This is a genomic window from Kribbella speibonae (assembly GCF_004331375.1).
Lineage (GTDB): Bacteria > Actinomycetota > Actinomycetes > Propionibacteriales > Kribbellaceae > Kribbella > Kribbella sindirgiensis.
Genome location: NZ_SJKC01000001.1, coordinates 1682041 through 1703073 on the forward strand (window position 1 = coordinate 1682041; position 21033 = coordinate 1703073).

General features: G+C 68.7%; 21 protein-coding genes. 13 read left to right on the forward strand and 8 right to left on the reverse strand.

The genetic code is table 11. The features are described from left to right. Positions 1-11 precede the first annotated feature (11 nt). Positions 12-947, forward strand: a complete 936-nt coding sequence (locus E0H92_RS08455; RefSeq protein WP_131495868.1) for a DUF6454 family protein — start codon at positions 12-14, stop codon at positions 945-947. On the opposite strand, the gene E0H92_RS08460 is transcribed toward E0H92_RS08455, so the two are convergent. The 3 genes from E0H92_RS08460 to E0H92_RS08470 are packed head-to-tail and all read right to left on the reverse strand — an operon-like array spanning position 940 to position 3461. Beyond that, positions 940-1317 carry a DNA-binding protein gene (locus E0H92_RS08460; protein ID WP_131495869.1) on the reverse strand — a complete coding sequence of 126 codons (378 nt, stop codon included), beginning with the start codon at positions 1315-1317 and terminating at the stop codon, positions 940-942. The genes E0H92_RS08455 and E0H92_RS08460 overlap by 8 nt on opposite strands. After that, positions 1317-1946, reverse strand: a complete 630-nt coding sequence (locus E0H92_RS08465; RefSeq protein WP_131495870.1) for a nucleotidyltransferase domain-containing protein — start codon at positions 1944-1946, stop codon at positions 1317-1319. The genes E0H92_RS08460 and E0H92_RS08465 overlap by 1 nt, the downstream gene beginning before the upstream one ends. A 57-nt stretch (positions 1947-2003) precedes the next feature. After that, positions 2004-3461 (reverse strand): restriction endonuclease, encoded by a 1458-nt coding sequence (locus E0H92_RS08470; RefSeq protein WP_131286164.1) that lies wholly within the window; start codon positions 3459-3461, stop codon positions 2004-2006. A gap of 112 nt (positions 3462-3573) precedes the next feature. Here E0H92_RS08470 and E0H92_RS08475 point away from each other — a divergent pair, with 112 nt between their 5' ends. Then, on the forward strand, positions 3574-5238 hold the full coding sequence (locus E0H92_RS08475) for an AMP-binding protein (protein ID WP_275670085.1): 1665 nt from the start codon (positions 3574-3576) through the stop codon (positions 5236-5238). Here the strand turns inward: E0H92_RS08475 and E0H92_RS08480 are convergent. Continuing rightward, positions 5174-6334 (reverse strand): MFS transporter, encoded by a 1161-nt coding sequence (locus tag E0H92_RS08480; RefSeq protein ID WP_131495871.1) that lies wholly within the window; start codon positions 6332-6334, stop codon positions 5174-5176. The two genes, E0H92_RS08475 and E0H92_RS08480, sit on opposite strands and share 65 nt — an antisense overlap. Before the next feature lie 50 nt (positions 6335-6384). Between E0H92_RS08480 and E0H92_RS08485 the strand changes: the two genes are divergently transcribed. The 9 genes from E0H92_RS08485 to E0H92_RS08525 all read left to right on the forward strand — a co-directional run bounded on the left by E0H92_RS08485 (position 6385) and on the right by E0H92_RS08525 (position 14801). Next, on the forward strand, positions 6385-6813 hold the full coding sequence (locus tag E0H92_RS08485; protein WP_131495872.1) for a winged helix-turn-helix transcriptional regulator: 429 nt from the start codon (positions 6385-6387) through the stop codon (positions 6811-6813). A 129-nt stretch (positions 6814-6942) separates the two neighbouring features. After that, positions 6943-8199: an MSMEG_0569 family flavin-dependent oxidoreductase gene (locus E0H92_RS08490; protein ID WP_131495873.1), complete on the forward strand. Its 1257-nt coding sequence runs from the start codon at positions 6943-6945 to the stop codon at positions 8197-8199. Position 8200: 1 nt separating this feature from the next. Beyond that, positions 8201-9019 carry an amidohydrolase family protein gene (locus tag E0H92_RS08495; protein WP_131495874.1) on the forward strand — a complete coding sequence of 273 codons (819 nt, stop codon included), beginning with the start codon at positions 8201-8203 and terminating at the stop codon, positions 9017-9019. A gap of 16 nt (positions 9020-9035) precedes the next feature. Then, positions 9036-9557 (forward strand): MSMEG_0572/Sll0783 family nitrogen starvation response protein, encoded by a 522-nt coding sequence (locus E0H92_RS08500; protein WP_131495875.1) that lies wholly within the window; start codon positions 9036-9038, stop codon positions 9555-9557. A gap of 10 nt (positions 9558-9567) precedes the next feature. After that, positions 9568-10629 carry an MSMEG_0568 family radical SAM protein gene (locus E0H92_RS08505; protein WP_131495876.1) on the forward strand — a complete coding sequence of 354 codons (1062 nt, stop codon included), beginning with the start codon at positions 9568-9570 and terminating at the stop codon, positions 10627-10629. Then, entirely contained in the window at positions 10626-12074 is a 1449-nt protein-coding gene (locus E0H92_RS08510) for an MSMEG_0567/sll0787 family protein (protein ID WP_238173348.1), read from the forward strand. The genes E0H92_RS08505 and E0H92_RS08510 overlap by 4 nt, the downstream gene beginning before the upstream one ends. Further along, positions 12074-12907: a carbon-nitrogen hydrolase family protein gene (locus E0H92_RS08515; RefSeq protein WP_202873540.1), complete on the forward strand. Its 834-nt coding sequence runs from the start codon at positions 12074-12076 to the stop codon at positions 12905-12907. The genes E0H92_RS08510 and E0H92_RS08515 overlap by 1 nt, the downstream gene beginning before the upstream one ends. Positions 12908-12909: 2 nt before the next feature. After that, entirely contained in the window at positions 12910-13725 is an 816-nt protein-coding gene (locus E0H92_RS08520; protein ID WP_238173349.1) for a carbon-nitrogen hydrolase family protein, read from the forward strand. Further along, the gene (locus E0H92_RS08525) at positions 13725-14801 is read left to right on the forward strand and encodes an MSMEG_0565 family glycosyltransferase (RefSeq protein ID WP_131495878.1); all 1077 of its coding nucleotides are present in this window, start codon (positions 13725-13727) and stop codon (positions 14799-14801) included. The genes E0H92_RS08520 and E0H92_RS08525 overlap by 1 nt, the downstream gene beginning before the upstream one ends. On the opposite strand, the gene E0H92_RS08530 is transcribed toward E0H92_RS08525, so the two are convergent. Next, positions 14783-15667 (reverse strand): LysR family transcriptional regulator, encoded by an 885-nt coding sequence (locus E0H92_RS08530; RefSeq protein WP_202873541.1) that lies wholly within the window; start codon positions 15665-15667, stop codon positions 14783-14785. The genes E0H92_RS08525 and E0H92_RS08530 overlap by 19 nt on opposite strands. Before the next feature lie 88 nt (positions 15668-15755). Here E0H92_RS08530 and E0H92_RS08535 point away from each other — a divergent pair, with 88 nt between their 5' ends. Further along, positions 15756-16925, forward strand: coding sequence for an MFS transporter (locus E0H92_RS08535; protein WP_131495880.1), 1170 nt, complete (start codon positions 15756-15758; stop codon positions 16923-16925). On the opposite strand, the gene E0H92_RS08540 is transcribed toward E0H92_RS08535, so the two are convergent. Genes E0H92_RS08540 through E0H92_RS08550 form a run of 3 tightly spaced genes read right to left on the reverse strand, consistent with a single transcriptional unit; the run spans position 16899 to position 19421 of the window. After that, entirely contained in the window at positions 16899-17846 is a 948-nt protein-coding gene (locus E0H92_RS08540) for a R2-like ligand-binding oxidase (RefSeq protein ID WP_131495881.1), read from the reverse strand. The genes E0H92_RS08535 and E0H92_RS08540 overlap by 27 nt on opposite strands. Beyond that, positions 17843-18436, reverse strand: coding sequence for a TetR/AcrR family transcriptional regulator (locus E0H92_RS08545; RefSeq protein WP_131286152.1), 594 nt, complete (start codon positions 18434-18436; stop codon positions 17843-17845). Before E0H92_RS08545 ends, E0H92_RS08540 begins: the two co-directional genes overlap by 4 nt. A gap of 55 nt (positions 18437-18491) precedes the next feature. Next, on the reverse strand, positions 18492-19421 hold the full coding sequence (locus E0H92_RS08550; protein ID WP_131495882.1) for a TauD/TfdA dioxygenase family protein: 930 nt from the start codon (positions 19419-19421) through the stop codon (positions 18492-18494). A 111-nt stretch (positions 19422-19532) separates the two neighbouring features. On the opposite strand from E0H92_RS08550, the gene larE reads away from it, so the two are divergent. Continuing rightward, positions 19533-21008, forward strand: coding sequence for an ATP-dependent sacrificial sulfur transferase LarE (larE, locus tag E0H92_RS08555; protein ID WP_202873542.1), 1476 nt, complete (start codon positions 19533-19535; stop codon positions 21006-21008). The last annotated feature ends 25 nt before the right edge of the window (positions 21009-21033 follow it).

The window sequence follows — 21033 nt, forward strand, 5'->3', positions numbered from 1 at the left end:
GGAGACCGTCAATGCGCAGACGACTGCTGACTGTTGCCGCCCTGGCCGGTGTGTTGTTCACCGGCCTGACCACCGCCCAGGCCACCGGCCGGGACTCTGACGTCACGCGTGCGTTCCAGGCCACCAGCCGCAGTACGGCGTGGACGCTGGCGCAGCGGGTGCCGTTGAAGTTCCCGACGTACCACCCGCAGGGATTCGCGATCGTCGGGGACCAGATCTTTCTGAGCAGTGTTGAGGTGTTGGAGGCGCCGGTGAAGTACCCGGTGCCGGTGGACGGGTACGACCGGACCCCTGGGAAGGGCATCGGGCACCTGTTCGTGCTGGACCGGCAGGGGAACCTGAAGAAGGACATCCGGCTCGGTGAGGGTACGGCGTACCACCCGGGCGGCCTGGACTTCGACGGGAAGGACCTGTGGGTACCGACCGCGGAGTACCGGCCGAACTCGCGGGCGATCGTCTACACGGTCGACCCGAAGACCTACCGGGTCACTGAGCGTTTCCGGGTGAAGGACCACGTCGGGGGAGTAGTACGCGACCGGACGACTGGCCAGGTCCACGGGGTGAGCTGGGGCTCCCGCACGCTCTACGACTGGACCCCGACGGGCAAGCAGCTGGAGAAGGTCGCCAACGAGTCCCAGATCCTCGACTACCAGGACTGCGACTACGCCGCCCGCGGCAAGCAACTGTGCGGCGGAGTCACCACACTGCCCGGCCCCAACAACACGTCGTACGACCTGGGCGGCCTAGCCCTCCTGGACCTCCGCACCAACCGCATCCTCCACGAGATCCCCTTCCCCTACTTCTCCCCCACCACCAACCACAACGCCACCCGCAACCCAGTAGCCCTGGAAACCACCCCCACCAAACTCCGCCTCTACACAGCCCCCGACGACGGCGAAAACCCCGGCGGCACCGAACTCCAAATCTACGAAACGCCACTCAACTAGGCGTGACACTTTCGGCGGTTGCCAGCAACCGAGTGGCCCAGTCGATGCTCTTGGACGCATCCGCTGCCGACACTGGGGCCGCTTGGTACTGCGACTTCGACTTGAGCCGAAGGAGCCGGGACAGTGTGGCGCTGCTGTCCCGGCCCGGCGCACCGGCGCCTCTCAACTCCGCGACTGCCTCGACATGATTGTCGGACTTGCGGGTCTGACCGATCGTTGCAAGGCAAATCGCGTCCTTCGAGTTGATGCCTGAGGTGACCGCATTCGAAGCTGCTGCGTTGAAGAGCGAAAGATCGTTCGTCAACTCTGCGGCTTCGAGGAACTCGCGGGCCTTCGCCAGGTGCGCTCGGGCTTCGTCGAGTGCGGCCATCAGCCCGCCTTCCGGTTGAGGGTTTGCCGCGGTGAACTGCCCGCGATGGGAACGGCGTCCAGTCGGAGTTCGGTGACCAGCCGCTCACCGTGCCTCACGAGATCGCGCACCTCCTGGGCGCTGTACTCGACGACTTCGCACGCGTTGCCGGACCACAGACTTGCGTGCGCGGACAGCGTGTCGAGCTGATCGAGCCAACGAGGGTCCCCGTCGTCGACGTCGTCCGGCCGGACGACCAACAGGTCGAGATCGCTGTCGGCGTCGCCTTGTCCGCGGGCCGTTGATCCGAAGAGCCACACCGCGTTCGCCGGAATCTCCCACGACTCAGCCTCTGCCTTGATGCGCTCGATGAGCAGGTCGCGGAGTCGCGCGAGCTGCTCGATCGCCTGATACGCCACATGCTCCCGGTTGAGCGTGTACAACCGTGCCCGACCCGCAGGCGTGGCGATCACCACACCGTTGCGCACCAGGTCGTCGAGAACCCTGTGAACCCCACTCGGGCTGGCGGGCGTCGGCAACAGTCCGGCAACCGCACGCCCGGTGAGCGGTTGGCCGGCTCGTACGAGTACCGCGAGAACGCGGCCGTGCAGGCCGGGAACAACGCTCGACATCGGTTCGGGGAAATGCATCCGTACCCCACCTCCATGTCCACTATATCGGACATATGTCCATTATGAAGAACATGGTTAGCTGGCGCGGGGGATGATTCGGGCAGGGATGTTGTGGTGGTGGCAGAGGGACAGGAGGGCGGTGCCGTCGATTAATTGGAGGGGTTTGCCGTTGGCGAACTGGTAGCTGGTGGGGCCGAAGCCGGAGGTGGTGATGAGGATGCCTTTGGTGGCGCCGGCGTCGAGGACGGTGCCGAAGAGGTCGCGGACGGCGGACGGTGGGACGGTGCGGGTCCAGAGCTTCGCCTGGACGACGAACTTGCCGCCGGTGATCGGGCGGGGGTCGTAGGCCACGCAGTCGATCCCGCCGTCGGTGCCGCGGCGGAAGAGTCTCGTCTCCAGGCCCATCCGCGTGAGCAGGTTGTGGACCAGGTGCTCGAAGGACTCGGGGCTGAGCTCAAGCAGGTTGGGGCGGGCGTCGATCTCGCTGATGACGTCCACCGCTTCGACGGTGCGCGGATCGGTCAGGTCGAACTCCAGCACCGGCTCCACCGGCTGCAGCTCCTCCGGGTGCCGTGACACCTCCGCAGCGAAGTAGTGCCGTACACAGGCCACAGGGTCGAGCTGGTCCAGCACCAGCGCCTGGTACTGCTCCCGTGTCGCCCGCAACGTGATGAGGCACGGCCGCACGGTCTGCCCTGTAGTGAGGTCAACCGACTCGACCACCCCGTTGAACACGACCGTCTCGACCACGCCGTACCTGTCGCTCCCGAAGACCAGGTGCAGCGCCCGCAACGCCAGCTGCGCCACCAGCTGTTGATAGAGCCGTCGCAGCTCCACCTGGTCTCGCGGAACGGCCAGCACTGCATCCAGCGAGCGGTCGTAGCGGTACGACGCCTCAGCCGGTACGACGCTGACGTCGGGGAGATCCCACTCCACCGCGAGCAGTGTCGACTCCGGGACGTACCCGACCCTGCGCCGGCGTGGAAAGTCCAGTGGCTCGGGTACCCGGTCCAGCGCCTTGGTGAAGTACCGCGTCACGGCTGCTCGGTCGTGGTTCTCCACCGCGTGCTCGTAAGCGTCGACGCGTGCGTGCTGTTCCGCGGTCGCCTCGTCGAGCCGGCGCTGGTGCTCGACCTGCTCCCGCAGAGCGCGTGCCACCCGCTCTCGGCGGTTCTCCTCAAAAGCCCGGTGCCGTTCGATCGCCTCCGCGAACCGGTCCTCCGCGTCGGCGAGTCGACGCGCGAACCGCCGCTCGGCACCCCACCAGCGAAACGGCGGGTGGGGCACGAACGCATCCCAGACGGGTCCAGGATGCGCCTCGAGATCGGCCGGCGACACGGTCGGCGGCGCCCGTCGCGGCGCCCGTTTCAGGCTCTGCAGATCGGTGCCGTGGACATCGACAGCCAACGCGTCGGCCAGGATGCCGTTCAGAGCCTGGACGCGTTCCTGCACCGCAGCGGTACGTTGCGCCGCCTCGGCCGTACGCCCCGGCGGTCGGTCGCTGCGGGCGTGACCTTCCATCGATCGGCCCATCGCCTCACACCTCTCTCCGCCAATGTAACGGTCCAACCACGCTCCGCGACCGAAAGTGACAGAGAGTTGGTAAGGACATTGCTTGCCGTCCACCCCCTGTTTCCTGCCGCGCGTGCACTTGCAGAGGCATCTGGGCGGCGTGAACATGGCAACCATGAGCCTGCCGTCGTACGCGTCCGGGGTGTCCGAGGTTCCGTTGCTGGGCGAGACGATCGGCGCGAACCTGAGACGCACGATCGGCACGTACGGCGATCGGGAAGCCCTCGTGGAGGTCCAGACCGGAAGGCGCTGGACGTACGACGAGTTCGGCGCCGAGGTCGAACTGGTCGCGCGCGGCCTGATGGCCCGCGGGATCGCGAAGGGCGATCGGGTCGGCGTCTGGGCGCCGAACCAGGCCGAATGGACGATCACGCAGTACGCCACCGCGCTGATGGGCGCGATCCTGGTGAACATCAACCCGGCGTACCGCACCCACGAACTGTCGTACGCGCTGAACCAGTCCGGCGTCCGGCTGCTCGTCTCCGCGACCGAGTTCAAGACCAGCAACTACCGCGCGATGGTCGACGAGGTAAAACCCAGCTGTCCCGCCCTCGAGGAGACCGTCTACCTCGGCACCGGCGACTGGGACGCCCTCCGCGACGACGCCCAGCGGATCCCGCTCGACGCGCTGCATGCCCGCGAGCGCGAGCTGTCCTTCGACGACCCGATCAACATCCAGTACACCAGCGGTACGACGGGATTCCCGAAGGGCGCGACCCTCAGCCACCACAACATCCTGAACAACGGCTTCTTCGTCACTGAGACGATCGCGTTCACCGCCGACGACCGGCTGTGTATCCCGGTGCCGTTCTACCACTGCTTCGGCATGGTGATGGGCAATCTCGGCTGCACCACGCACGGCGCGTGCATGGTGATCCCGGGGCCGGCGTTCGACCCGGCCGCGACGCTGCGAGCCGTGCAGGACGAACGGTGCACCGGGTTGTACGGCGTACCGACGATGTTCATCGCCGAACTCGGGCTACCGGACTTCGCGGACTACGACCTGACGAGTCTGCGGACCGGGGTGATGGCCGGATCGCCGTGCCCGATCGAGGTGATGAAGCGCTGCGTCGCCGACATGCACATGGCCGAGGTCGCGATCTGCTACGGCATGACCGAGACGTCGCCGGTGTCCACGCAGACGCGGCGCGACGACGACCTGGACCGCCGTACGTCGACCGTCGGGCGGGTGATGCCGCACGTCGAGGTGAAGCTCGTCGATCCCGCGACCGGGCTGGTCGTCGAGCGGGGTGAACCCGGCGAGCTGTGCACGCGCGGGTACTCCGTGATGCTCGGGTACTGGGACGAGCCGGAGAAGACCGCGGAGGCGATCGACGCGGCGCGCTGGATGCACACCGGCGACCTCGCGACGATGCGCGCGGACGGGTACGTGAACATCGTCGGCCGGATCAAGGACATGGTCATCCGCGGCGGCGAGAACGTGTACCCGCGGGAGATCGAGGAGTTCCTCTACACGCACCCGTCGATCGCCGACGTCCAGGTGATCGGCGTCCCCGACGAGAAGTACGGCGAGGAACTCTGCGCCTGGATCAAGCTCAAGCCCGGCGCCGACCCGCTCGACGCGGCCGCCGTTCGCGAGTTCGCCACCGGGCGGTTGGCGCACTTCAAGATCCCGAAGTACGTCCTGCTCGTCGACGACTTCCCGATGACCGTCACCGGCAAGATCCGCAAGGTCGAGATGCGCGAGAAGTCCGTCGAACTCCTCGAACTGAACTGACCAGACTCCCGCCCGCGAAGAACGCGCCAAGCCAGCAGACCGCGGTCCAGCCGGCGCGCTCGTACAGCGCGGTGGACGCGATCGCGCCCACCCCGCTGCCCAGCGAGTAGAACACCATGTAGCCCCCGATCAACCGGCTGCCCGCGTCCGGGCGGTAGATCCGGCTCTGGTTGGTGACGTGAATCGCTTGTACGGCGAGATCGAGCAGCACCGCCCCGATCGCCAGCCCTACCAGGGACTGCGCCGTGGCCGGCCAACTCGTTGCCAACAGCACCGAACCGGCGATGGTGACGAGCTGCCCGTGGCCGCGATCGGCCAGCCGCCCGGCCGGTCCGGCGGCGAGTGCGCCGGCGGCACCGATGAGACCGAAGGCGCCGATCTCGGTGTGCGACAGGCCGCGTTCGGTGAGCGGCAGAGCGATCGAGGTCCACAGCGTGCTGAACGACGCGAAGACGAAGAAGGCTCGTACGGCGCTTTCGCGGAACGGAGGTTCCCGCCAGAGGTCGACGGTGGACCGCAGTAGCGCGCCGTACGTCAGGCCGACGCCGGGTTGCCGGGCCGACCGGGTGAAGAGCGTGGAGATTGTCAGGCAAACGGCGCAGGCGATCAGGTAAACGGCCCGCCAGCCGAGGAGGTCGGTGAGGATGCCCGAGGTGGTCCGTGCCAGCAGGATGCCGATGACGATCCCGCTCGTGATGGTGCCGACGGTGCGCCCGCGATGGGCGGGATCGCTCAGTGCGGCGCCGTACGCGACCAGGGACTGGGTGACCACGGCGAGCGCGCCGACCGCGGCCAGGCCGGCGAGCAGCATCGTGGCGTTCTGCGCGACACCGGTGACGAGCAGCGCCAGCGCCAGCAGCGCGAACTGGGTCTGGATCAGCCGGCGACGGTCGACGAGATCGCCCAGCGGGACGAGGAAGAACAGCCCGAGCGCGTAGCCGAGCTGCGTGACGGTCACGAAGACGCCGACCGTGCTCGGCCCGACCCCGAGGTCGGCGCCGATGGTCACGAGCAGCGGCTGCGCGGCGTAGACGGTCGAGACCGCGACACCGGCCGCGATCGCGAGGGCGATCCGTTGGTGGAGGTTTGGTTGCATGTTGCTACCGTATGAAGAGTTGGTAGCATGTTGCAACCAGGAGGTGCGGGATGGTCAAGCGGACCAGGTTCGACGGTGAGAGCTGCCCGGTGGCGCGGTCGGTGGACGTGGTCGGTGACTGGTGGTCATTGCTGATCGTGCGGGACGCGTTCGACGGCAGCCGCCGGTTCGGCGACTTCCAGCGCAGCCTGGGCGTCGCGAAGAACATCCTCAGCGCGCGGCTCCGGGGGTTGATCGACAAGGGCATCCTCGAGCACACCGACGCCGACTATGTCCTGACCGCGAAGGGCGAGGCGCTGTTCCCGGTGATCGTCGCGCTGCGCCAATGGGGCGAGGCCTTCGCCTTCGAGCCCCGCGAGCCGCATTCCGAACTGCTCGATCGCCGCGACGGCAAACCCCTGCGCCCGCTGGAGATCCACGCCGCCGACGGCCGGCCGATCACCCCCGCCGAGACCGAGGTGCGCAAGTTCGACCGGTAATGCGTGGTTACACACGCGAAACCCGCGGCGGCGATTCGGAAACCTGAGTTTGTTCCGGAGGCAATTGCGCGGCAATCGGGCGGTCCTTCACTGGATGTCATCCAGTAGGACCGAAACCCGGGAGCCGACATGCAACTCACCGACGGTGCGCACCTTCCCGTCGTCGTGGTCGGCGGCGGGCAGGCCGGGCTGGCGACGAGCCGGCATCTGGTCGCGCAGGGCCTGGATCACCTTGTTCTGGAGGCGGATCGGGTCGGCAGCGAGTGGCGCAACCGGCGGTGGGACTCGTTCTGCCTGGTGACTCCGAACTGGCAGTGCCGGCTGCCGGCGTTCCCGTACGGCGGCCCGGACCCGGACGGGTTCATGGTCCGCGACGAGATCGTCGGCTATCTCGAGGAATACAAGCGTTCGTACGACGTGCCGCTCGTCGAGGGAGTCCGGGCGACGCGGCTCGACGCCGGGTTCCGGATCGCCACGTCCGCGGGGACGATCACCGCTGACCAGGTGGTGGTAGCGACCGGCCCGTACCAGCAGCCCCGGATTCCGCGGATCGCCGAGCGGGTCGACGTGCAGCAGCTGCATTCCTCGCAGTACAAGAATCCTGGCCAGTTGCCGCCCGGCGAGGTCGTCGTGGTCGGGACCGGTCAGTCCGGCTGCCAGATCGCCGAGGACCTGCACCTCGCCGGGCGCACCGTGCACCTCGTCACCGGCAGCGCGCCGCGGGTCGCCCGGTTCTACCGCGGGCTCGATGTGGTGGCCTGGCTGGACCGGATGGGCTACTACCGCAAGGGAATCGACGAGTTCGACGACGCCGAGGCGGTGCGGTTCCGGGTGAACCACTACGTCACCGGCCGGGACGGCGGTCGCGACATCGACCTGCGAAAGTTCGCCCTGGAAGGGATGCGGCTGTACGGCCGGCTGGTCGACGCGGACCAGGCCACCCTGCGTTTCGCCGACGACCTGAAGGAGAACCTGGACCACGCCGACGCGGTCTCCGAAGGCATCAAGGACACGATCGACGCCTACATCGCGGCGCAAGGAATCGAAGCACCGTCGGAGCCGCGCTACCACCCGGTCTGGGAGCCGGCCAACCCGCCTGAAACCCTTTCACTACAAGGGATCGGCGCGATCATCTGGAGTACCGGGTTCCGCCGGGACGACAGCTGGATCCACGTGCCGGTGTTCGACGGCCGTGGGTACCCGACCCATCGGCGCGGAGTGACGAGCGTGCCGGGCCTGTACTTCATCGGCCTGCCCTGGCAGCACACGTGGGGATCCGGACGCTTCGGTGGCGTCGCCGACGACGCGCAGTACGTCGTCGAACGCATCGTCGAGCAACGAGCCGGAGTGCACTGGATCGCCGGCAAACATCGGACGGTGGCCTGACATGCCCGTCCACGATGCCCACCGCCACCTCGGCATACTGCCCGCGTATCCCTTCTACGGTGGGCCTCCGGTCAACCCCGACGTCACCGCCCGCGCGACGATCGACGAGCTGATCGCCGATCTGGTTGCCGAGGGCACCGAACGCGCCCTGGTGATCCCGAACTACGGCGTACCCGATGTCGCGGTGTCGTTCGGCTTCAACGAGCTCGTGGTCGAGGCGGCGGCCCGCGACGACCGGATCCGCGCCGGCCTCTGGGTCTCACCGCGACCGCAGGACGCCGAGCTCACCGCGAAGGCGCTGACGCTGGCGACCGAACCCGGCGTACGGGCGCTGAAGTTCAGCTTCCTGCTCGGCGGTCACCCGACCGACGACGCCGTCCGCCCGCAACTCGACGAGATCTTCAACACCGCCAGGGCTCACGGGCTCGTTGTCCATGTCCACACCTCACCCGGCGCGGCGTCCGACATCGACCATATCGGCCACCTGGTCGAGACGTACGCCGACGACGTACCGCTGCACCTGGTCCACTTCGGCGGCGGGATGAGCGGCCACATCAAGCTGATCGGCTCCCGGTTCTTCGACTGGATCAAGGCCGGGAAACGGATCTACACCGACCTGTCCTGGGCGATCGGCTTCGCCCCGGGCTGGCTGGCCGCCGAGATCGAACGCCGCGGGACCGGGCACGACCGGGTGCTGTTCGCCAGCGACCAGCCCTGGGGCGACCACGCGGGCGAGTACGCCAGGCTGCGCGCCGCGATGGGCGACGGCGAGCTCGGCGAGCACGTTTTCCACCGCACCTTCTCCCACCTGTACGACTGACCCAAGGAGTAACGAGATGCCCGAAACCGTCGAACTGACCGAGCTCGAGACCAAGAGCCTGGAGGAGATCCCGCATCCCTCGCTGCCGCAGGGCTCCAGCATCTACGGCGGCACCAAGGTGTTCCCGGACTACCAGGCCGAGGACGGCGAGACCTACTTCACCCTCGTGCACGGCATCGCGCACGAGTCGTCGGTGAGCTTCGTCGCGATCCTGCAGGCGACCCGCGCACAGCGGAAGGGCTTCGAGTCCGCGATCTACTTCTACGGCCCGGGGTCGCTGAACTGCCTGGCCACCCGCGGCTTCCCGACCACCGGCAACTCGGCCTTCCCCGGCGAGCACAACATCAACGAGTCGCTGAAGACCTTCATCGCCGAGGGCGGCAAGGTGTACTGCTGCCGCTTCGGCCTGTCCCTGCACGGCGCCCGTGAGGAGGACCTGATCGAGGGCGTCATCCCGACCCACCCGCTGGACGTGCAGGACGCGTTGATCCACTACGCCCGCAAGGGCGCCATCATCAACTCGACGTACATGTTCTGAGGGGACGACCATGAGCGTTGGCGACCTGGCCACCCGGGCCGAGATGGCCGTGTACGGCGTTCAGGTGGACGCCCCCGTCCGCCGCAGCAAGGGCGCCGGACCGAGCGACGACGGGCACCTGGTCGTCGACGGCGCCAACGCGACCCTCCCGATCGTCGCCGACAGCCCTTATCAGGTTCGGGACGGTGCGGTGTTCCGCAACGGCCTGGACCTGGGCCTGTCGGTCGAACCAGTCCGCCGGCCGCGGTTCTACGACCTGACCACGGCCGATGGCGTGCCGTACCAGCAGATCGCGTTGCTGCACGGCAAGGACGTGCTCGCGACGACGGTGGTGCAGACCTGCATCCGGTACGACGAATCGACGCGCTGCCGGTTCTGCTCGATCGAGGAGTCGCTCCGGGCAGGTGCGACGATCGCCGCGAAGACGCCGGCCCAGCTGGCCGAGGTCGCCGAGGCGGCGGTCCGGCTGGACGGCGTCACCCAGATGGTGATGACGACGGGTACGACGACCGGCCGCGATCGAGGCGCCCGCAACCTGGTGCGGTCGGTTCGAGCCGTGCTCGCGGCGGTACCTGGTTTGCCCATCCAGGTGCAGATCGAGCCACCCGGCGACCTGTCCGTCCTCACCGAGCTCCGCGACGCCGGTGCGACCTCGATCGGTATCCACGTGGAGTCGCTCGACGACGCCGTACGACGCAAGTGGATGCCGGGGAAGTCGACGGTGAGTCTGGCCGAGTACGAGGCGGCGTGGGACGAAGCGGTGCGCGTGTTCGGTCGCAACCGGGTGTCGACGTACCTGCTGATCGGTCTCGGCGAGGATCCGGACGAGTTGGTGGCCGGGGCCGGACGGCTGATCGAGCGTGGGGTCTACCCGTTTGTCGTACCGCTGCGGCCGATGCTCAGAACGCTCGCGCGGGCCGACGGGGTGGTGGCACCGGAGCCGGCGCTGGTTCGGGACATCACTGCTCGCGTGGCCGCGTTGCTCGCCGACGCGGAGATGCGTGGTGCGGACCAGGGCGCCGGGTGTGCCGCGTGCGGTGCGTGCAGTCTGTTGTCGGCGGCCGGCGCATGAGTACGACGGTGGTGCAGACGGCCGGCGTGATGCGGGCCGCGGATGTGCGTGCGCTGCTCGGCGATCCGCCTCCGGCCTTCCTGATCGAGGAGGCGGACGGGTCGGCCAAGCAGGCGTACTACGCGTTGAGGTGCCGTGCCTTCGTCGAGGAACAGGGTTTGTTCGACCGGACCGATCTCGACGAGCGCGACGAGGATCCACGCACGATCGTCCTGGTAGCGCGCGACACCCGTGGTGAGGTGATCGGCGGCGTCCGCCTGGGACCCGCCACCGCCACCCCCGACATCGGCTGGTGGCAAGGCGGCCGCCTGGTCACAGCCCTTGCGTCCGAACAACTGGCGAGATGTCCCGCCACTTCTTCGGACGCAAGCGAGGTTGTGAGGCGGCCGGTGGGAGTGGGGGCGGCGTTGGTGCGGGCGGCGTGCGCGCGGGCGGAGGCGGAGGGTGCGCTTCGGTTCGACGCGACCGTGCAGCTCGGCACACAGCGGTTCTTCGAGCGGCTCGGTTGGAAGACGGTACGGCCGGTGATCGTGGCGGGTGTGCCACATGTTCTGATGCGCTGGCCGATCGACCGGATCGCGCGGTTGGCGGCGGCGACCAAGAGTTCGTTGGGCCCTTTGTTACAAGGGATCGGGCCGGCGGAGTTCGTCGGCGACGACGGTGCGCCGGTTCCGGGAAGCGATCTGGTGGCGGCGTGTGACGCGATTCTGCCGGCGATGGTCGAGCGCGATCCGGAGTGGGCCGGCTGGTGCTCCGTGCTGGTCAACGTGAACGACTTGGCCGCCATGGGCGCCGAACCGGTCGGGCTGCTCGACGCGCTCGGCGCCCGCGACGTAACGCAGGCGAGCCGGGTGCTGGCCGGGTTGAAATGGGCGGCGGCTGCATACGGCGTACCTGTCCTCGGCGGGCACACGCAGCTTGGTGTGCCGGCGGCGTTGAGTGTGACGGCGCTCGGCCGGACTGCACACCCGGTGCCAGGTGGTGGAGGACGACCGGGACAACAGGTGCGGCTGACGGCTGACCTGGCTGGTGGTTGGCGGCCTGGGTATGCGGGACGGCAGTGGGACTCGACCAGCCGTCGGCGACCTGATGAACTGTGGGCGATGGTGGCGGCAGTCGGCGAAGCGAGACCCCAAGCGGCCAAGGATGTGTCGATGGCCGGCGTTGCCGGGACGCTGGGCATGCTGGCCGAGGCGAGTGGCTGCGGTGCGGTGCTCGACGTAGCCGACGTACCGAAGCCTGAGGCGGCCTCGATGGGTGACTGGCTCACCTGCTTCCCCGGCTTCGCGATGCTGACCGCCGGTCCGCAGGAGCTCGACGCCGGGCCCGCCGTCAGTGCGGTGTGCGGCGAACTGACCACCGGGCAAGGCGTCGTACTGCGTTGGCCGGACGGAGACGTCACCCAGGCGTTGAGCGCCGGGGTGACCGGGATGGGAGCAGCGTGATGCTCAGGATGGCGGCCGTGGCCGCGAACTTCGACCGCGACCTGGAAGCCGACTTCGCCCGCGTCGCGGCCCTGATCGAACAGGCTCGCGCAGCCGGCGTCCAACTGCTCGCCCTGCCCGAAGGCGCCCTCGGCGGCTACCTGCTCAGTCTCGACGGTACGGCCGAACCGCCGCCCGCGTTCACCGTCGACGGACCCGAGATCGCGCGCCTCGCGCGCTTGGCCGGCGACCTGGTCGTCACCGCCGGGTACGCCGAAGCGGACGGCGGACTGATCTACAACAGCGCGGTCTGCGTCACGGGTGACGGCGTACTCGGGCATCACCGGAAGGTCCATCAACCGCTCCGGGAGGACGAGCACTACGCGGCCGGGGACCGGTTCGAGGCCTTCGATACACCGGTCGGGCGGCTCGGCCTGATGATTTGCTACGACAAGGCGTTCCCGGAGGCGGCCCGGACCCTGGCGCTGGACGGCGCCCAGATCATCGTCTGCCTCTCCGCCTGGCCGGGCGCGCGGACGAACCCGGATCCGGACCTCGCGAAGGACCGGTGGAAGCGGCGGTTCGACCTGTTCGACCGGGCCAGGGCCCTGGAGAACCAGGTGGTCTGGCTGTCGGCCAACCAGTCCGGGATGTTCGGCTCGCTGCGGTTCGTCGCGAGCGCGAAGGTGGTCGACCCGGGCGGCGAGATCCTGGCCGACACCGGGGTGACCGAAGGGATGGCGATCGCCGAGCTGGACGTCGAGCAGGCGCTCGAGCTGGCCCGGCGGTCGATGGGGCATCTGCGGGACCGGCGCCCGGAGACGTACGGATCGCCTGAGCTTGCGACGGTCTGACCGTGCTCAGGATCGGTGCGGTGGCGGCAGGATTCACCCGGGACCTGGAGTTCGACCTGTCCCGGGTGGAGGCGCTGATCCGGCACGGCCACCGCGAGCAGACCCGGTTGCTGGTGCTGCCGGACGCGGCGCTCGGCGGCTACCTGACCGACCTGACCAGTCCGTCCCAGGAGGACCTGCCGCCGGCGCTGGCACTCGACGATCCGCTGATCGCCAAGGTGATCGCGATGGCCGGCGAGATGGTGGTGTGCTTCGGCTTCTGCGAGGCGGACGGGCCGGACCGCTACAACACCGCGCTGTGCGTCACCGGTGACGGCATCCTCGGCAAGCACCGCAAGGTGCATCAGCCGCCGGGCGAACGCGCGATCTATGCCGCGGGCAACGGGTTCGCCGCCTTCGACACCCCGGTCGGCCGGATCGGCATGATGATCGACTACGACAAGACGTTCCCGGAGGCGGCCCGGACGCTGGCCGTCGACGGCGCGGACCTGATCGCGTGCCTGTGCGCGTGGCCGACCAGCATCACCAACCGGGCGCCGCGGATGAACGAGGACCGGCAGTCGCGGCTGTTCGACCTGTACGACCGGTCCCGCGCGGCCGAGAACCAGGTCGTGCTGGTCTCCTCGAACCTGACCGGGTCGATCGGCGGCCTGCGGTTCCTCGGTCAGTCCAAGGTGGTCGGTCCGGGCGGCGACATCGTCGCGCGCACCTGGTCGAAGGCCGGGATCGCGATCGCGGACGTCGACGTACGCGCCGAGATCGAGACGGCTCGTCGCGTCCTGCATCACCTCGACGAACGCCGGCCGGAGGTCTACTGATGCGGATCGCGCTGCTGAGCTACTCGACCAAACCGCGCGGCGGCGTCGTGCACACGCTCTACCTGGCCGAGGCGCTGGCCGCGACCGGCGCCGATGTGACCGTGTGGTCGCTGGCACGTGGTGGCGACGAAGGGTTCTTCCGGCCGGTCGATCCGCGGGTGAAGGTCTCGCTGGTCCCGTTCCCGGACCGGCCCGGTGAGGAGGTCGGCGCGCGGATCCGGCGGTCGATCGCCGTACTGCGGGATGCCTTCGACGGATCGCCGTACGACGTGGTGCACGCGCAGGACTGCATCAGCGCGAACGCGGCCGGCCGGTGCATCCGCACCGTGCATCATCTCGACCAGTTCACCACCCCGGAGCTGGCCGCCTGTCACGAGCGGGCGATCGTCGAACCGTACGCCCACATCTGCGTGTCCACGGCCGTCGCCGCCGAGCTCCGCGCCGGATGGGGGCTCGAGGCAACCGTCATCCCGAACGGAGTGGACGGACCGCGCTTCGCGGCCGCGGCGAGTGATCGGCCGGCTGCGACGGCGGCCCGCGAGCGGTGGCGCTCGCTGCTCGGCCGGTACGTCGTCACTGTCGGCGGGATAGAGCCGCGGAAGGGATCGCTCGACCTGCTCGAGGCGTACGCCCTGCTGGGCGACCCGGACCTGCAGTTGGTGATCGGCGGTGGCGAGACGCTCTTCGATTACCGTGACTACCGGTCGCGCTGGGAGAAGCGCGCCGCTGAGCTGGGTGTCGCGCCGGTCGTGCTCGGCCCGGTCGACGACGCCGAGCTTCCGTCGCTGGTCGCGGCCGCCGAGGTGTTCGCCTTCCCCTCCGTCAAAGAGGGGTTCGGCCTGGCGCCGATGGAGGCACTGGCGGCCGGCGTACCGCTCGTCGTCTCCGATCTCCCGGTCTTCCGGGAGATCTTCCGCGACGCCGCGTCATACGCAACCGGCCCAGAAGACCTGGCCCGCCACCTCCGAGCAGCACCCCGAACCGACCGCGCCGCCCGCGGCCGCGCCCTCGCCGCAACCTACTCCTGGCCGGCCGCAGCAGCCGCCCATCTGGAGTTCTACTCGTCGCGCAGCTGACCGGCGAAGGCCTCCAGAGCCGGAGTGTCCTCACCACGCCGCCAGACCAGGCCCAGCGCGGACTCGGGCAGGCCGCTGATCGGGACGCTGACGATGCCGCGCCACTGACGGTTGTGCTCGGCGGTGGAGCGGCAGACGAGCATCCCGCCGCGGCCGGCCGCGATCAGTGACAGGCCTTCCTGCAGCGTGCGTACCTCGGGACCACGGTGGATCAAGGCGCCCGTGGGGGTCTGGGTCGGCGCCTGTGCCTGGCGCCAGTACTTGGGGGCAGGTCCGTCGATCGCGATCAGCGTCTCGTCGGCCAGTTCTTCCGCGTCGATGGACGCCCGCGCGGCGAGCCGATGGCTCGTGCAGACGGTCAACGTCTGCTGCTGGCGGGAGAAGACGGGGCCCAGCACGAGGTCGTCTTCGGCGACGGGCAGCATGACGACGGCCGCGTCGACCTCACCGCGCCGCAGGGCGCCGAACGGATCGTTGAGTGGGAGTTCGCAGACCCCGATCAGGCAGTTCGGATTGCGGGTCTGGAACTCCGACACCGCACTCAGGACGGTCTGGTTCGCTGCCCCCTGGAAGCCGATCCGAAGCTTGCCCTTCACACTCGCCGCGTACTCGCGGGCGCTCTCGACGACTCGCTCCAGTGCTGCGTACGCAGGCCGCAGCGACGTCAGGAACTCCTTGCCCAACGGCGTCAGCGCGACCCGACGGCTGGTTCGCTCGAACAACGGCCCGCCGATCCGCCGCTCCAGCGACTGCAGCAGCTGGCTGACCCGGCTCTGCGAGAGGTACAGGCGTTCCGCCGTACGGCCGAAATGCAATTCGTCCGCCAGGACGAGGAAGCACTCCAGTTCACGGATCTCGACAGCCATGACTCCACGATGATCGATTAGCTCAGCTAATACAAGGATGACCAGATCGCCGTTGTTCCGCACCACCTCGCGGCGGCTCACTGGACACATGACAACGATCTGCGTCGACCAGCCGGCCACCGCCACGGACGCGCGGGCGTGGGCCGCCTCCGCGACGATGGCGGCCACCGTCTTCACGGTGGTGACCGCCGAGATGCTCCCGGTCGGCCTGCTCACCCCGATGAGCGAGACCCTCCACATCACCGAAGGAACCGCCGGCCTGAGCCTTACCGTCACCGGCATCGTGTCCGCCGTCGCCGCCCCTGTTCTTCCGTTGCTGCTCGGCAAACTGGACCGCAGAACAGTCCTCAGCGGTCTGATGGTCCTGCTCGCCGTCGCCGCGTTCGCCGCCGCAGCAGCCCCGGCCTACTGGATCTTCATGGTCGCGCGCGTTCTGATGGGCGTCTCGATCGGCGGCGTCTGGCTCTTCACGGTCAGCCTCGCCCGTCGCGTCGTACCCGAACACGCCGCCGGACCGGCCACCTCACTCATCTTCAGCGGTATCGGAATCGCCTCGGTGCTGGGGATCCCGGCCGGCGCGTACGTCGGTGAACTCGTCGGCTGGCGGTGGGCCTTCGCCGGCGTCGGACTGCTCGCTCTCGGCCTGACTGTTGCTCTCGGCATCTTCTTGCCCAACCTGCCGCCGGAACGCGCGGTCCGGCTGGTGGACGTGCGGGAAGTACTGCAGGTCAAGCAGGTTCGTGTCGGCCTCGTCCTCGTCGGGCTGATCGTGACCGGCCACTTCGCGGCGTACACGTACGTCCGTCCACTCCTCGAGCCGCACACCGGCCCGGCGCTGATCGGCACCCTGCTCCTCGCGTACGGCGTGGCCGGTGTCATCGGCAACTTCCTCACCGGCGCCCTCCGCCCGACCCGCGCCCTCACGTTCATCGCCGGCGGCATCGCCCTGACAGCACTGGCGATGCCCGTCTTGGGCACCACCCTCGCCGGATCCCTTGTCCTGCTGGTGATCTGGGGTCTCGCGTACGGCGGAACGAGTGTCAGCACGCAAGCGTGGGGACACGCGGCGGCGCCCAGTGCCCCCGAATCATCGTCCGCTGTCCTGGTAGGGGTGTACAACGGATCGATCGCACTGGGCGCCTTCACCGGCGGCCAGGTCGCCGACCGTCTCGGTACGACGACGGTCACCTGGCTTCCCGCAGTACTGGCGACTGCGGCGCTTCTTGTCCTACTAGCGAACCGCCGCCAGCGCGGCTGAGTCCTCGTCGCCGAAGTCGTCCTCGAGCTTCTCGGGGGAGTAGTCGAGGTCGATCCCGGCCACGTCGGCGCCGACGGCCGACTCGATCGCGCCGAGCCGGCGCGTCGCGCGATCGCCGGCGTACGTCATCAAGGCGGTCGGATTGATCTCCGGCGGCAGCTCTTGCGAGTTGTCGAGCGCCCACTGGATCTGCGTCAGCGCGTGCGGGAGGAGCTCCTCCATCGTGTCGGTGACGACCTTCCAGTTCGAGGCGTCCGCGGCGACGTGCCGGCGGCAGGTGAACGTGCCCCAGGCCATGTGCCGCCGCTCGTCGTCGCCGATCCGGCGGATCAGCTCCTGCATCCCGGGCAGGACGCCGCGCGCCGTACAGAGCAGGTTCCAGGCGTGGTACCCGGTGAGCGCCAGAGTGCCTTCCACCACGTGGTTGTAGGTCACCGACGCGCGGACCTGATTGGCCGGAGACGGGTCGTCGGCGAGCGACTTGAGCGCGACGGGCAGCGCCTCGTAGAAGATCGCGCGGTAGCCCGGGTTGTTCTCGACGTACCGGTGCAGGTCCTCGGTGACGCCGACGGCGTCCAGCCAGAGCCGGAAGACCGCGGTGTGCTTGGCCTCCTCGAAGCAGAACTGGGTCAGGTACATCTCGTCGCCGAACCGGCCCTCGGCGGCCATCGCCTGGAGGAACGGCTGCAGGTCCTCGGTCACCGCCTCCTCGCCCGCGATGAACTGCGAGCAGAGCAGCAACGCGTTGTCCTTGTCGTTGTCGCTCAGCTCCTGCCAGTCCTTGGCGTCCTGGCTGAAGTCGATGTCGCGCGGGTTCCAGAACTTGCGGTTGCCCTTGTCGAAGAGCCGCAACGGCAGTGCGTCCCAGTTGAACCCGCCGGCCTTGAGCGAGCTGAAACCCTGCCTGTGCAGTTCGTTCATACGTGCAACCTCCGAGATTCAGCAAGGAAGGGGGAGAGGACGCGAGCCAGCTGCGCCGCCACCACGGCCGGGGGAGGGCCCGGCGTGACGATGTGGCTGATGACGACGCGCAAGGCGACGTCGACGCAGCTGGTCGCGTCCTCTGCGGGAACCTCCGGCCAGTGCTCCCTGACATGGGCATCCAGCCGAAGGTGAGCCAGTTCCAGCACCTGCTGCCCCCGTGTCGTCAGCAGCTGGCTGGCCTGGTCCGATCCCGGCTGGCCCAGCGCCGCCTTCACCAGCGGGTTCTCCCCAGCCAGCGTGAGCGCCCGCTCGACCGCGGCCCGGAGGCCGTCGATCGGATCGGTCTGCTCGGCGAGCGCTCCGTTGACATCCAGCAGGAATCGCTCGGTCTCGCGCGCCGCGACGGCCTCCAGTACGCCCCACTTGTCGCCGAACTCGTTGTAGACGGTCTGCCGGGACACCCCGGTCCGACGAGCCACCTCGGCCATCCGAAGCCCGTCGTACCCACCTGTTTCGATGGCGTCCTGCGCAGCGTCCAGCAGCTCGTCCCGCAGCCGGCGTTTGGTTCGATCGGCAAACGAGTCCATGGGGACGAGGGTTTACAAAACAGCTCCAGATGTCAAGTGCTCGGACATCGTGTCTTCAGCTGTCAAGTGCGGAAAAGTGCGATGCGTCGCCGGTGCGCGGCGTACTGCGGACGCCGTCCACGCTCACCGGTACGTCGCCGGCGAGCGTGATCCGGTGCAGCCGTCGGGGCAGATCGTCGTAGTCCGCGACGCCGTAGTGCTGCGTCGCGCGGTTGTCCCAGATCGCCAGGTCACCCGGCTGCCACTGCCAGCGGACGGTGTTGTCGAGGTTCGTGACGCGGTTCTGCAGAAGCTGGAACAGCGCGGTCGTCTCGGTGCTGCTCAGCCCGACGAACCGGCGGACGAAATGACCGAGTACGAGCGAGCGCTCGCCGGTCTCCGGATGCACGCGAACCACCGGGTGCTCGGTCTCGAACACCTTCGACTCGAACTGTTTGCGGTGCTCCTCGACCTTCACGTCCACGCCGCCGATGCGCCCCTCGTCGGCGTGGCCGGCGTAGTCGTACTTGTTGCTGTGCACCGCCCACAGCCGATCGACCAGTGCCTGCAGCGACTGCGGCAGATTCGCGTACGCCGTGACGGTGTTGGCCCAGGTGGTGTTCCCGCCGTACGCCGGGAGCGTGACAGCGCGGAGCAAGCTGATCGCGGGGATCCGGTCGATGAAGGTGACGTCGGTGTGCCAGCTGTTCGCCTTGCTGTAGTCAGAGTCGATCGGCAGCACGTTCGCGGCGTCGTCGAGGCTCTTCGAGGTGGGGTGCGCGAGTGTCGGCGTACCGAGCAACTTCGCGAACGCGAGCTGGCCCGCGTCGTCGAGGTGGTGCTGGTCGCGGAAGAAGATCACCTTGTGGTCGAGCAGGGCCTGCCGGATCGCGGCGACGGTTTCCGGCGCCAGATCGCCGCCGAGCTCGACGTTGCCGATCACCGCGCCGATCGCCCCGCCGGCCTTGGCGACGGTGATCTCCGGTGCTTGCAGTTGCGTCGTCATGATGACTCCCTCACGGTCGGTTAACTTCTATAATCCGACTGAATTAGTAGACATTTTGGCTGTTTCGGGATGCGAGACCGGCCGCCGGGCGGGTCACGTAGGGTTGGGGACGTGTCAACCGCCGCTCTTGAACCCGCTCCCGATACCGCCGACGTTCCGGAACTGGTGGTCGGATTCGACCTGGACATGACGCTGATCGACTCCCGGCCCGGGATCCAGGCCGTCTGGGATCTGCTGGCTGCGGAGACCGGCGTACCGATCGACACCGACCTGGTGGTGAGCCGGCTCGGCCCGCCGCTGACCTGGGAGATGGCGAACTGGTTCCCGCCCGAGCAGGTCGACGCGATGGTCGCGCGGTACCGCGCGCACTACCCGTCGCACGCGATCACGGGCAGCCTGCCGCTGCCGGGCGTGGCCGAGTCGCTGGCCGCGATCCGGGCGTTGCGCGGGCGGACGATGGTCGTCTCGGCGAAGTACACCCCGTCGGTCCGGCTGCACCTGGAGCACCTCGGCCTGGACGTCGACGAGCCGGTCGGCGACCTGCACGGCGCCGAGAAAGGTACGGCGCTGCGCGAACACCAGGCCACGATCTACGTCGGCGACCACACGGCCGACATAGACGGAGCGCACGCGGCCGGTGCGCTGGCGGTGTCGGTCGCGACCGGCCCGTTCACGGCGGACGAGTTGCGCGCGTACGGCGCCGACGTCGTCCTGAACGACCTGACCGAGTTCCCGGCCTGGCTCGACGAGTACGTGCTCGAGCAGCGGCTGGAAGCGCTCATGCGGCGGCTGTCGACGTACGACAAGATGGTGGTCGCGTTCAGCGGCGGCGCCGACTCGGCGTTCCTGCTCGCGGCGGCGGCGCGGGCGATCGGCCCGGCGAACGTCGTCGCGGCAACGGCGATCTCGCCGTCGCTCCCGGCGGCGGAGCTCGAGCCGGCGGCGCGGTTCGCCGACACCATCGGCGTACGGCATGTCACGCCGCACACGCACGAGATGGAGCGCGAGGGATACCAGGCGAACTCCGGTGCCCGGTGCTACTTCTGCAAGGCCGAGCTGGTCGAGACGCTGCAGCCGATCGCGGACGAGTTCGGGATCACCGCGATCGCGACCGGCACGAACGCCGACGACGCGATCGCCGGGTTCCGGCCGGGGATCCGGGCCGCCTTCGAGCGCGGCGCGCTGACGCCGCTGAAGGACGCGCGGCTGACCAAGGCGCAGATCCGTACGGCGTCGCGCAGCTGGGGACTCGAGACGTCGGACAAGCCGGCCGCGGCGTGCCTGTCCAGCCGGATCGCGTACGGCATCCGCATCACGCCGAACCTGCTCGCGCGTGTCGATCGCGCCGAGCAGGCGGTCCGTTCGCGACTGACGTCGTACGGCGTCCAGAACGTGCGGGTCCGGGACCTCGGGGACAGCGCCTCGATCGAGATCGACGCCGCGCTGCTGGACCAGGTGGATCAGGACTCGCTGGTGAATGCGGTCATGGCCGAAGGGTTCCCGGCCGCGCGCGTGGACCCGCGCGGGTTCCGGTCCGGATCGATGAACGAACGGTTGCCGGAGCCCGAAAAGTACCGGAACTTGTAAGGGGTGCGGGAAGTCTGCCGGTTCA